General features: G+C 62.2%; 9 protein-coding genes. 3 read left to right on the top strand and 6 right to left on the bottom strand.

The features are described from left to right. Positions 1 to 6: 6 nt before the first annotated feature. The 3 genes from AC3EA7_RS19240 to rho form a co-directional block, all read right to left on the bottom strand. Positions 7 to 561: an inorganic diphosphatase gene (locus AC3EA7_RS19240; RefSeq protein ID WP_488615690.1), complete on the bottom strand. Its 555-nt coding sequence runs from the start codon at positions 559 to 561 to the stop codon at positions 7 to 9. A 185-nt stretch (positions 562 to 746) separates the two neighbouring features. Then, a complete protein-coding gene (locus AC3EA7_RS19235) occupies positions 747 to 1,706 on the bottom strand; it encodes a TIGR00266 family protein (protein WP_488615689.1) in 960 nt (319 codons plus the stop codon). 120 nt (positions 1,707 to 1,826) lie between these two features. Next, positions 1,827 to 3,074 carry a transcription termination factor Rho gene (gene rho / locus AC3EA7_RS19230; protein ID WP_488615819.1) on the bottom strand — a complete coding sequence of 416 codons (1,248 nt, stop codon included), beginning with the start codon at positions 3,072 to 3,074 and terminating at the stop codon, positions 1,827 to 1,829. 686 nt (positions 3,075 to 3,760) lie between these two features. Here rho and alaS point away from each other — a divergent pair. The 3 genes from alaS to ruvX all read left to right on the top strand — a co-directional run bounded on the left by alaS (position 3,761) and on the right by ruvX (position 9,083). Then, a complete protein-coding gene (gene alaS / locus AC3EA7_RS19225) occupies positions 3,761 to 6,478 on the top strand; it encodes an alanine--tRNA ligase (RefSeq protein WP_488615688.1) in 2,718 nt (905 codons plus the stop codon). 17 nt (positions 6,479 to 6,495) lie between these two features. After that, complete coding sequence (locus AC3EA7_RS19220) at positions 6,496 to 8,499, top strand: hypothetical protein (protein WP_488615687.1); 2,004 nt, start codon at positions 6,496 to 6,498, stop codon at positions 8,497 to 8,499. Positions 8,500 to 8,669: 170 nt separating this feature from the next. Beyond that, positions 8,670 to 9,083 (top strand): Holliday junction resolvase RuvX, encoded by a 414-nt coding sequence (gene ruvX / locus AC3EA7_RS19215; RefSeq protein WP_488615818.1) that lies wholly within the window; start codon positions 8,670 to 8,672, stop codon positions 9,081 to 9,083. Here ruvX and AC3EA7_RS19210 read toward each other — a convergent pair. From AC3EA7_RS19210 to AC3EA7_RS19200, 3 genes are all read right to left on the bottom strand, one after another. Beyond that, a complete protein-coding gene (locus tag AC3EA7_RS19210; protein WP_488615686.1) occupies positions 9,037 to 9,621 on the bottom strand; it encodes a P-loop nucleotide/nucleoside kinase family protein in 585 nt (194 codons plus the stop codon). The two genes, ruvX and AC3EA7_RS19210, sit on opposite strands and share 47 nt — an antisense overlap. 501 nt (positions 9,622 to 10,122) lie before the next feature. After that, positions 10,123 to 10,989, bottom strand: coding sequence for a Rossmann-like and DUF2520 domain-containing protein (locus AC3EA7_RS19205; RefSeq protein ID WP_488615685.1), 867 nt, complete (start codon positions 10,987 to 10,989; stop codon positions 10,123 to 10,125). A 561-nt stretch (positions 10,990 to 11,550) separates the two neighbouring features. Beyond that, complete coding sequence (locus AC3EA7_RS19200) at positions 11,551 to 12,519, bottom strand: P1 family peptidase (RefSeq protein WP_488615684.1); 969 nt, start codon at positions 12,517 to 12,519, stop codon at positions 11,551 to 11,553.

The raw sequence follows: 12,519 nt of genomic DNA, 5'->3' as shown, positions 1-12,519 counted from the left end.
GTCACTCTACACTCGTTTAGGGAGGCGCCCGGCGCGCATGTCCCAGTAGTGATTCACCGCGTAGCAGACCCGTTCCTTGGCGACCATCGCATTCTCCCAGCCGATCGGCTCCACGCGCGCGCCCTCCAGGTCTTTGTAGACGGTAAAGAAGTGCTCCACTTCCTTGAGGTAGTGCGCCGGCAACTGCGTGTAATCGTTGAAATCGGCGAAGAATGGATCGTAGTGCAGCACAGCCAGGATCTTATCATCAGACTCACCGCGGTCGGTCATGCGAAACATGCCGATCGGTCGGGCTTCGACGATACAACCGGTGAACGTCGGCAGGTTCGTCATTACCAAAACGTCCAACGGATCGCCATCGTCATAGTACGTCTGCGGAATAAAACCATAGTCGCCGGGATAATGAACCGCCGAATAGAGCACCCGATCTAGCTTGAACGCGCCGGTCTGCTTGTGATACTCATATTTATTGCGTGATCCTTTGGGGATTTCAACAACGACATGAATAACATCAGGCGTACTCGGACCGGCTTCGAGTTCGTGCCAGAGGTTCATAGTCATCAGTACTCCACTACGCTGCAAAGAAGTCGCTTTCTTCCGCATTATAGCACGCCAGCGTCATCGCTGTGGAGCGCATCGAATGTCCTGGCATCGCCCTCTCGCGCTTTACAGCAAGAAAGGCGGGTTCATCACCCGCCCTTCACAGCAAACCCGGGCGCCCGATCACCGGTCGAGCAACCCGCCGATCAATCGCCCAGCACATAGTCGCTGCTGCTGCTCCCGCCCGTCGGCAGGTACCCGGCAACCGCCTTCGCCAGGTTGGTCGTCGGCATCGTCTGCAGCCAGACGCGCCCCGGACCGCGCAGCGTCGTCAGGAACAGTCCTTCGCCGCCGAGCAGAATGTTCTTGAACCCCTTCACCATCTCGATGTCGAACTCCACCGTCGGCTCATACATCGCCACATGCCCGGTGCTCACCTTCAACACCTGCCCCACATCCAGCGTGTACTCGACGATCTCGCCGTCCAGACAGACGAACGCCACTCCCGGACCGGTCAACTTCTGCATGATGAACCCTTCACCGCCGAAGAACCCCGCGCCCAGACGCTTGCGGAAGTGAATGTCGAGACTGACGGTCTTCTCGGCGCAGAGAAACGCCTGCTTCTGGACGATCATCGTCTGCCCTTCGAGGAGCGGCACCGGCACGATCTTGCCCGGGAAGTCGGACGCGAAGGCGATGATCCCCTTGCCGCCGACGGCGGTGAACTCATTGAGAAACAGACTTTCGCCGGAGATGGCGCGCTTGAACATGCCGCCAAGCCCGCCGCCGCGGGTGTTGGTCGCCATCTGGATATTGCCAGACATCCACGACATCGCGCCTGATTCTGAGTAGACCGTTTCACCCGGATCGAGTTCGAGGATCACCGCCTGAAGGGTCGTACCGACAATCTGATACTCCATCCCGGTCACACCGCGTCCGCGCGTCGTCACCGTTGGATCGGGCAGGTCCAGGCGCTGCCCCATCTGATTGCCGAAGGCATACGTTTCACCCGTCGCCTCCCACGATGGCGGCGGCGCAGAAGACTGCGCCGGGGGCGCGGCGGGCGGCGGCGGTGCGGCGGGTTGCTGGGCGGCAATGCGCGTACCGCAGCGGGAACAGAACTTCGCAGTCGGCGATAACACTGCACCGCATGTTGGGCATTGCATGAGATCGCTCCTTGTCTGCTTCAAGGTTGAATACGGAAACGCCAAGGGGGCTTGAACACCCCCGCCATCATGAACGACACCTTCCCGCAATCTCGACCATCGACACTAACCCCTTAACCCCTAATTCGCCTTACTCAATGTCGCCAGGAACTCGGCATTATTGCGCGTCTTCGCCATGCGCGTCAGCACCAGTTCGGTGCCTTCGCCCTCACCCAGCATGCCGACCATGCGGCGCAACGTCCACACCTGGCGCAGCACATCGGGCGACAGCAGCAATTCCTCGCGGCGCGTACCGCTGCGGGTGATATCGATCGCCGGAAAGACGCGCTTCTCCGCCAGTTTGCGATCGAGGTGCAATTCCATATTGCCGGTGCCCTTGAACTCCTCGTAGATCACATCGTCCATGCGACTGCCGGTATCGACCAGACAGGTGGCAATAATCGTGAGCGACCCGCCATTTTCGATGTTGCGCGCGGCGCCGAAGAAGCGTTTGGGCGGATAGAGCGCAACCGGATCGATGCCGCCGGAGAGCGTGCGCCCGCTTGTCGGCATATCCAGGTTATAGGCGCGCGCCAGGCGGGTGATCGAGTCCATCAGGATCACGACGTCCTGCCCGCCTTCGACCAGGCGCTTGGCGCGTTCCAGCGTCATCTCGGCGACCTTCGTATGATCCTCAACCGGCTCGTCGAACGTCGACGAGATCACATCGCCCTTGACCGACCGCCGCATATCGGTGACTTCCTCCGGTCGCTCGCCAATGAGCAGGACCATCAGGTGAATATCCTGATAGTTGGTCGTGATGCCATTGGCAATCGCCTTGAGCAGCAGCGTCTTACCGGCTTTAGGCGGCGACACGATCAGGCCGCGCTGCCCGCGACCGATCGGCGCCACCAGGTCGACCAGGCGGGTGGCAAGCAGGTGCGACTCGGTTTCGAGTTTGATCTGCTCATTGGGGAAAATCGGCGTCAACTGATCGAACGAGGGGCGTTTCCGCGCCGTCTCTGGATCCATCCCGTTGACCATCTCGACGCGCAGGAGCGAGTAGTAGCGCTCACTCTCCTTTGGCGGACGGATCTGACCCCAGACGCGGTCGCCGGTGCGCAGCCCAAATCGTCGGATTTGCGATTGCGACACGTAGACATCATCCGGTCCCGGCAGCATCCGCTCACCGCGCAGGAACCCGTACCCATCGGCGACAATGTCGAGCACGCCGTCGGAAAGCGTATGACCGGCTTCTTCGGTCTGCATCTGGAGCAGTTTGAAAATCAGATCCTGCTTCTTGAGGTTGCTCACGCCGGTCACACCGATCGCTTTCGCCATTTCGCGCAGCTCATTGAGCGTTTTACTCTCAAGTTCGGCAACATTAATCATTGGTTTGTCGCGAACGGGTTCTGTGTACTCGGCGACCGGATCGCCGCCATTGTTGGGGGTAGCATTTTTCATTCTCATTCTTGGCACAGAAAACTCCTTGCTGACGTGGGTACACGCCAGCGATCAAAGAGCGAACAAGGGATCAACCCTTCCACATGGGCCGACAGGTGTTTCGTTGTGGCATAGAATATTTTACTGACGCACAGTACACTGCAACTGCGTGTGCAGTGCTCAGATCAATTGCACAGCGCCAGTTCCGTTGTTGTGGGAATGATACCTGTACCAATCAGTAGTTGGCGCGTTGGTTCCATACACAAGCTACATTGAACGGCGCTCGACCACACTGAGGGCTCACGGCGGTTGTGTCACTGAAGTAGAGGGCTACGCCATGCCTTATATAGTAGGTACAGACTCACACCACAGTATGGTGAACGCCTGGCGCTTTCCAGAGGAATATCTGGCTTTTGGAGTCGCATTCGGATGCGAGAGCTGGAGGATTGCCAACGCAATGCTTCACTCGCACACTTATTATAGCACACTTGTCAAGATTTGGCGCAGAATCCGGCGCTGCATTGTTGACGCAGCGCGCTCATATGCCGTACAATGCATACGACATTACCGCATACTGCGGCATGTGAACAACCCCCAGTATGCCAGCATACCTGGCAAAGGCTCGTATCGCTATGAAGAAGCTTTCTAGCGCCGCGATTCGTGAACAGTTCCTTCAATTCTTTGAAGAACGCGGTCACGTTCGTGTGCCCAGTTCATCGCTCATCCCGGGCAATGATCCGACCCTGCTGTTTACCAACTCAGGCATGGTGCAGTTCAAGGACACGTTCCTCGGGCTTGAGCGCCGCCCTTATACTCGCGCAACAACGGTTCAGAAATGTCTGCGCGTCTCCGGCAAACACAACGACCTCGAGGAGGTCGGTCCATCGCCGCGCCATCATACGTTTTTCGAGATGCTCGGCAACTTTTCGTTCGGCGATTATTTCAAAGCCGACGCTATTCCGATGGCGTGGGAATTGCTGACCCGGGTGTTCGAACTCCCTGTCGAACGCCTGTGGTTTACCGTCTTCGAGGGCGACGATGAGGTTCCGCCCGATGATGAAGCAGCGCAGCTGTGGGTCGCCGCCGGCGCCGATCCGGATCGGGTGCTGCGCTTCGGGCGCAAGGATAACTTCTGGGTCATGGCGGATGCCGGCCCGTGCGGTCCCTGCTCCGAAATTACGATCTATATCGGCGATGATCTGAAGGCGATGAGCGCGCAAGGGGTCAACTCCGACGATCCGAATTATGTCGAAATCTGGAACAATGTGTTCATGCAGTTTGAACGCAGTACGATGCAGCCGCTCCATCGTCCGTCGGTCGATACCGGCATGGGACTCGAGCGCATGGCGATGGTGATGCAGGGGGTGCATTCCACCTATGACACCGACCTGTTCATACCGCTGATCGAGCGCCAGCTGGCGCTGCTCGGCGCCGATGAGGCGACGTACCGCGCCCACGTGGCGCCTTACCGCGCCGTCGCCGATCATAGCCGCGCCGTGGCGTTCCTGATCGCCGATGGGGTGCTGCCGGGCAATACGGGGCGCTCGTATGTCCTGCGTCGCATTTTGCGCCGCGCGGTCTACCAGGGGCGCACGGTCGGCTTCGAGAAGCCGTTCCTGTCCGAGATCGTCGCGGTGGTGATCGAGCAGATGGGCGCCATCTACCCGGAAGTGCGCGAACGCGCCGATTTCATCCTCGAAACCGTGGATCTGGAAGAACGCCAGTTCTTGCGCACGCTCGCCGGCGGCATCAGCATTCTGAATAGCGTTATCGAGCGGGTGCGCGCCGGCGGCAGCACGGTCATCCCCGGCGACGACGCCTTCACACTCAAGGATACCTATGGCTTCCCGCTCGACCTGACGCAAAAAATCGCCGCCGAATACGGGTTGACGGTCGATGAAGCCGGGTATGAGCGCCGCATGGACGAGCAACGCGCCCGCGGACGCCGCGCGGCGCAGTTCAAGCGTGCCGCCGATGCGGAGGTGTGGGCGGATATCGACCTCCCGCCGACGCGCTTTACCGGCTACCTCGCCGTCTCCGGCAATGCGACGGTGCAGGCGCTGATCGTCGCAGGGGATCAGGTCGCTGAGGCGTTTGCCGGTCAGCAGGTGCAGATTGCGCTCGATAGTACGCCCTTCTACGCCGAAAGCGGCGGGCAGATCGGCGATACCGGCGCGCTGATCGGGCCGCGTGGCCGTGTACGGATCGATGATGTGCAGCGCCCCGTGCCCGGCGTGATTGTCCACTACGGCGTGGTGGAAGAAGGAGTCATCGCCATTCACGAAACGGTTGCGGCACAGGTCGATAGCGTGCGCCGCGCCGCCATTATGCGCAGCCATACGGCAACACACCTGCTCCACCGCGCCCTGCGTGATGTGCTCGGCGAACACGCGGCGCAGGCCGGGTCGCTGGTCGCGCCGGATCGCCTGCGGTTCGACTTTACTCATACCCGCCCGGTGACGCCGGAACAACTGCGCGAGATCGAGCGGCGCGTCAACGCCTGGATCCGCGCCGATACGCCGGTCGCCTGGCAGGAACTTCAGTATCAGGCGGCGATTGAGGCGGGGGCGATCGCGCTGTTTGGCGAGAAGTACGGCGATGTGGTGCGCATGGTGACGATCGGGTGCGTCAATGGGAGTGATGCGCCGTCTCCGGCGGCTCTCGCCGAACGCCAACGGTCAGGCTTCACGATGTGTTCGCGCGAATTGTGCGGCGGCACCCACGTCGGTCGGAGCGGTGAAATCGGGCTGTTCCGCATCGTCTCGGAAAGCAGCGTCGCGGCCGGTGTGCGCCGCATCGAGGCATTGACCGGCGCTGAAGCCGAGCAGTGGGTCGATGCCCAGATTGCCACGCTGTACGAAATCGCCGCGCGCGTCGGCGCGCCGCAACCGCAACTGGTCGAGCGCATCGAGGCGTTGCTTGCCGACCTGAAACAGCGCCAGCGCGCCCTCGATGAACTGAACGCGCGCCTGGCGCGCGGCAATCTCGAAAGGTTGCTCACCAACGTCCAATCGGTGGGCGCTATCCGCTTTCTGGCAGCACAGGTCGAAGCGCCGGACATCGCGCGCCTGCGCGAAATGGGCGACTGGCTGCGCGATAAACTGGGGTCGGGCGTGGTGGTCCTGGCAGCCGTCATTGACGGCAAAGCGCAGATCCTGGCGATGGCGACGCCCGATCTGGCAGGGAAGCGCATCCACGCCGGCAACCTGGTGAAGACGCTGGCGCCGCTCGTCGGCGGCAGCGGCGGCGGGCGCCCCGATATGGCGCAGGCTGGCGGACGTGACGTTGCGCATATTCCAGCAGCATTGGAGCACGTTGCCGCAGCACTTGCGGCGCAGGCGGGGGATTGACCCCAGGGAGATCCGGCATGTCGGACGACACTTCACCACGCCTCTCGAAACCGCAACCGACAGGGATCACGGCGGTGCTCAGCGCCATTCTGGCCTCCAATCCGGCATCGGCGGTTGTGCCGGTTGTTCCCGCCGATACGCTTGACGGCATTCTGGAACGGGTGCGCGCTGCGCGCGCCAGCAGCGTTCAGTTGCTGGTTCCCGAAGGCGTCCCGGCGCTCCAGGGACGGCGCAGTTTTACTGCGCTGCGGTTGATCTTGCAACGCGATGGCATCAGCGTGATGGTTATCAGTCCCGACGCGGACGTGCTCGAAGCGGCGCGCGCCAGCGGTCTGGAAACCATGGAGGTCGGCGACACATTGCCGCCACGACCGACCGCAACGGCGCCTGCCGCACCTCCGCCTGCGCGCCCCACGATCAATGAGCGTGATGCTGAGTTTCTACGCGCCCTGGATCAGGTTCCGTCGCAGGATCAGTATGCCGAACTATCGGCGGCGGATGCAGCCTTTGCAAAATCGCTCGACAACTTCTCCGAGGCGGTTGCTGCGGTTGCACCGTCTTCAGCAGAGAAGACGGCGCCCCTGCCAGGCGCCGCTCCTTCCGACCGGGTGAGCGCCGCTGACATCCGCCTCAGCCCGGAAGAAGAACGCCGCGCCGCCATCCACGCAACCGGGCGACAGAGTACCGCACCACGCCGCGCCGCCACTCAGCGCCGCGCCACGGCGGCGCCCCCCAGGAGCAGCGCGCGTCGCTCAGCAACCCCTGCGCGCGCCGGCGACCGGACGATGATCATCGGCGTCGCTATTGCGGTCCTGGTTGTTGCGTTGCTGATTGCCTTCGGCTGGTACCAGGCGAATCGGGTGTCGGTTATCGTGGGACCACCGGTGATGCAGAGTCGCAACCAACCCTTCCGCGATGAAGTCATCCCGATTACGACTGCCGACCCCGGCGTCAATCCATCGTCGATCCAGGCGGCGGTTGTGCCGGCGGACGCCACCTTCACAGTTCAGGGGCAGGTGACCAGCGAGACGCTGACGCCGGTCGGTCGCGCAACCGGTCAGGTGCGGATCATTAACGTCATTGAACAGCCCTTTCCGCTCCCTGAAGAGACGGAACTGCTCGGCCTCAACCCCAACGGCGCCGAGGTGCGCTTTGCGATTGAAGGACCGGTTACCGTGCCTCCCGCCGTTACCACGGTGAGCGACCGCGGTCGAAGCACGACGTATGGCGAAATCGTTGTCAATGTCGTCGCGCGTTCGCCTGGCAGCGCCTCGAATGTTGGCGCCAATGCGCTGAATCAACTGCTCATTCCGGGAATGCAACCGATTGTCAGCGACAGGGGAAATCTGCTGATCCGGCACGACGCGATTGGCGGCGGCAGTGAACAGATGCAACGGATCGTCACCGAAGCCGAGGTGCAACGGGTGCTCGGCGAGGCGTTGACCGGTCTGTACAACGCCGGGATGCAGCAACTTGCTCGCCAGATCGATCAGAATCTCCTGGCGATCGACCCGACGACGATCTTCCCCAGTTCCATCGATCTAGCGCAGCCAGAGGCGTATAATCCGCCGCTCATCGAACCACCCATCGGTCAACCAGTGGACCCTGCCAATCCGGTCTTTCGCCTGACCGTCAGCACCCGCTTCAGCGCCCTGGCCACCCCCCGCGATCGTCTGGTCAGCCGGCAACTCGAACTGGTCGTGCCACAGCATTTCCTGCAACGCAACACCCTCTGCAACCCTGGTGAACGTGTCGGGTTCGATGTCGCCGGATGGCGCTGGGATGGCGCGAAACTGACGATCAACGGCGCTGTGACCTGCACCGAGTACGGGATGATTACTGCGGATACACTCAACCAGATCAGGCAAGCGCTGGTCGGCGCCTCGCGCAGCGATGCGGAAACCATCCTCCAGCAGTTTGCACAACAGGGATTGATCGGCGACTACAGCCTCCCTGCCATCCAGACATTACCGGGGTTCGGCTTCTTGATCGATGTGCGACCTGCCAGCGTCACGTCGTAATCGCCCGGTCTGCGGATCTGTGGTCAGGCGGCATTGAGCGCCAAGCCAGGCGTTGGTTTCGACAGGCTCAGCCAACGCCAACCGCCGGTGCGGTTCCAATGTCGATGGTATGATACGAGAGATTCCCCGGAAGGAGGAGCGTTGTGTCGCCTGATGAACCTGGACGGGTCATGGCGCTCGATGTCGGTGAGCGGCGCATTGGCGTGGCATTGAGCGACCCGACTCGCGCTTTGGCGACACCGTTGACGACCATTCGCGCCGAACCGCGCGCAACGGCGCTGAAACGGATTGTCACCCTCATTCGTGACCATGAAGTGACTGCTCTGGTCGTCGGGTTGCCGTTGACGATGAGCGGCGATGTTGGACCGCAGGCGACACTGGTGCAGCAATTCGTTGACGAACTGCGCCAGGTGATCGAGATCCCGCTCTACTTCGTCGATGAACGGCTAACGACCGTGGCAGCCGAGCGCATGATGATCGACCTGAAACTCAAACCCGAACAGCGCAAGGCGCGCATCGATGAGGTGGCAGCGTCGATCATCCTGCAGGATTTTCTCGATGCGCACCGGCAGACGTCGGAGTAGTCCCCAGCGTTTCGATCCACGCCAAAATCGTGTGCAACACATCTTCGAGCGGCGCAAATGTATCGACCGTCAGATGCGGCTCGTGAATGGCATAGTTCGAGGTGTCAGCCCGCCGGCGCAGGTGGTTCTGCAAGTGTTCCCACGTTGTCACATGATGCGACGGCAGGCGCAACGCGGCGCGTTGTTCGATCCGACGCTGCCATTCCTCTTCTGACGAACAGACGCATTCGATCACGAGCAGGCGCGCGCCGGTGTCGTGGGCGACGACACATGCGGTAGTGTAGCCGCTGACTTCGCTCAGCGGGCTGTCACAGATGACGCTCAGGTTCTGGAGCAACTGCCGTCGCGCCACATTAAACATAGCGATGTATGCCAGCCCGCCGGCATCGTCTACATGACCGTCCAGGACATCCTTGATGTCATCTTTGTCGATCAGCGGGATGCCAAGGCGCCGGCTGAGACCGCGCGCAACCGCGCTTTTGCCGGACCCGGGGTGACCTTTCATGGCAATAAGCAATGGACGATTAACTGCCGCCACGGACGTTCATCGGACTAAGAACTGGAGAACTGAGAACCGGGACGGGGGCTAAGTGCAATGTCTTCCAGATAACTCGCACAAAGACACAAAGGCGCAAAGACTTAGCGCTCAGGCTCAGTTGATGATGGCTCCTCTTTAAGGATTTTGAAGTATCAATCACATGAGTTACGCGGTGGCGCGTTTTCTGGCTTCGCCAGAGCCTGCGGCAGCGTGGCGCTCCCGATCAAGGTGATGCGGTGCGGCGGCTTCGCCGCACTGCACCACAAAAGAAGACAAGTACCGCTCTGCCGAAGGCAAAAAGAGCCGTCCCGCGGCTCGTCCGCGAGGTGACTGCGTAACTCCTGTCAATAAGAGCACACACCTGCCACTTTCAGCCTTTCCACCTTTCACCTGCTCACCTCTCGCCTCTCGCCTCCCGCCTCTCGCACCTCTCGCCTCTCGCGCCTCTCGCCTCCCGCCTCACACCTCTCGCCTCTTGCCCCTCGCCTCTTGCCTCTCGCCTCAACAATCATCGAGCAACGCTGCCAGCGCCTGCCTGCGATGTTCGGGAATGGTGCGCGCCAATGACAGCGCCACCCGCCCCAACTCGCGGTAGATCGGCAACAACTGCGGCGCCTGCGCTTCGAGCGCGGCAATGTGCCGTTCAACCGTGACATCATCGCCACGCGCGATCGGTCCGGTCAGCGCCTCCGCTGGCGCCGCGCGCTCCAGACTTTCGACAGCGCCGCGCAACAACGGCAGCAACGCGCGCGTGCGCACTTCCTCGGACAATCCGGCATGTTCGAGCAGATGCGTACCGCATGCATACAGGGCAACCGTGTAGTTGGCGACCATCGCTGCCGCAGTGTGGTACAGAGCGCGATGCTGTGCATCGAGATCGAACGGGATCGCGCCGGTTGCGCGCGCCAGCGCACGCAGGATTGCTGCGAGCGGCGGATCGGCATCAATGGCAACGTATGAACCTCGCAACCGCGCTGCTGTCGCCGGACCCGCGAGCGTTTGCAACGGGTGAAATCCTCCGGTCAACACACCGGCTTCGGCAGCGTCTACGAGCGCTTCGCGCCCCAGGGCGCCGCTGCAATGTACAGCATACTGTCCGGCGCGCCACCCGTCCATTTCGGCAATGGCACGACACACCGGAGCGATGGCTGCATCAGGCGTCGCCAGAAACACCAGGCTGGCTGCGCGCGCGACATCGATCGGCGCATCAACCGCTGTCGCGCCGATCCGTTGCGCCAGCGCACGCGCACCGTCCGACGCTCGACTGGAGAGCGCCACGACGCGATACCCGGCGGCGGCGAATGCTGCTGCCAGCGCGCCTCCTGCGCGCCCTGCCCCAATAATGCCGATGGTGATGGCGTTGTGCATTCTTTTCGAGAACTGAGAACCGAGAACTGAGAACTGAGAACTGAGAACCGAGAACTGAGAACCGAGAACTGAGAACTGAGAACCGAGAACCGAGAACCCAGAACTGATACTAAATTGCGGTCAGTCAGACAAAATGTTCGAGGGTTCGGTTCGCAAGGCGCACCGGTCAACGCGCCCCGGCAGGCGTGTCGTGGACCGCAGTTGGCATGAGCGCCCCCGTGCGCACGGCGGCTAAAGCCGCGGGCTACGGCTGCAAAGCCCGCCTGCGCGGGCTTCCTGGAGTTAGGGGTTAGGAGTTAGGAGTCAGGGCCAGGACGCCTGCCCATTGCCCACTGCCCACTGCCCACCTTCAACCCTTTCGCTCCTCTCGCCTCTCGCCTCTCGCCTCTCGCCTCTCGCCTCCCGCCTCTCGCCTCCCGCCTCCCGCCTCTCGCCTCTCGCCTCATCCCTCCCGCCTCTCGCCTCTCGCCTCTCGCCTCATCCCTCCCGCCTCTCGCCTCTCGCCTCTCGCCTCTCGCCTCTCGCCTCCCGCCTCATCCCTCCCGCCTCCCGCCTCCCGCCTCACCCCTCTCGCCTCATCCCAGGCACACCGCCAAGCGACCACGCCTGCGTTACGCTCCGCTCGATGGCGCGCGCCAGCACATCAGCGGCGATAGCGCCGAGCAGCAGCACCCCCGGTGACGCGCGTCGTCCGGTTGCGAGCACAAAGACGGTATCGCCATCGAATGGCGTATGCACCGGCCGAATCGTTCGTGCCAGCGCGTCTTGCGCCATCTGCGCCACCTTCGTCGCTTCCGCTTTCGTCAGGCGCGCGTCGGTCGCCACCACTGCCAGGGTTGTATTCTGCCCTTCCGCAGACGCCGACCAAGGCGACGCCGAACCTGCGCCGCGCAACAGCGCCATCGTATCGGCGAGCGATCCATCGTCCGCCCGCGCCCCTGCCAGCAAACGACCGTTGCGCTCATCATACACATCACCAAAGGCGTTGCAGACCGCCAGCGCACCGACGGTCGTTCCGTCCGCCAGGCGTTCGCTCCACATACCGATGCCGGATTTCATTGCGTGCTGCATACCGCGGATTTTCCCCACCGTTGCACCAAGACCCACGCCGACGCATCCTTCACCAACCGTGGCGCCCGCCGCCTCACACGCCGCATATCCCATCACAGCGTCGGCAAAACGGTCCGCACGACCAATGGCAAGGTCGAAAATCACGGCGGCCGGCACAATCGGCACAGGGCGAATCCCGGTCGGGAAGCCAATACCGCGTTCGGCGAGCCACTGCATCACACCGGCGGCTGCCACGAGACCAAACGCACTCCCGCCACACAGCGCCACCGCGTGAACCGTGTTGACCGTTGCAACCGGCGAGAGCAGATCGGTCTCGCGCGTCCCCGGCGCGCCACCCCGCACATCCACCGCCCCAATCGCCCCTTCGGGCGTGAGAATGACCGTACACCCGGTCAACGCTTCGTCATCCTGCGCGTGCCCTGCCAGGACGCCAGGAACATCGGTAATCGAAGGACTCAT

The sequence above is a fragment of the Roseiflexus sp. genome (genome assembly GCF_057785375.1).
Note: the sequence above shows the minus strand (reverse complement) of the source record. Positions and strands in the feature narration are given on the sequence as shown.

Bases quoted from the DNA above. Each gene is read 5' to 3' on its own strand.
- AC3EA7_RS19205 (WP_488615685.1), bottom strand. From the start codon at position 10,989: ATGCACAACGCCATCACCATCGGCATTATTGGGGCAGGGCGCGCAGGA.
- AC3EA7_RS19220 (WP_488615687.1), top strand. From the start codon at position 6,496: ATGTCGGACGACACTTCACCACGCCTCTCGAAACCGCAACCGACAGGG.
- AC3EA7_RS19240 (WP_488615690.1), bottom strand. From the start codon at position 561: ATGACTATGAACCTCTGGCACGAACTCGAAGCCGGTCCGAGTACGCCT.
- AC3EA7_RS19235 (WP_488615689.1), bottom strand. From the start codon at position 1,706: ATGCAATGCCCAACATGCGGTGCAGTGTTATCGCCGACTGCGAAGTTC.
- ruvX (WP_488615818.1), top strand. From the start codon at position 8,670: ATGGCGCTCGATGTCGGTGAGCGGCGCATTGGCGTGGCATTGAGCGAC.
- alaS (WP_488615688.1), top strand. From the start codon at position 3,761: ATGAAGAAGCTTTCTAGCGCCGCGATTCGTGAACAGTTCCTTCAATTC.
- AC3EA7_RS19200 (WP_488615684.1), bottom strand. From the start codon at position 12,519: ATGAGTCCTTCGATTACCGATGTTCCTGGCGTCCTGGCAGGGCACGCG.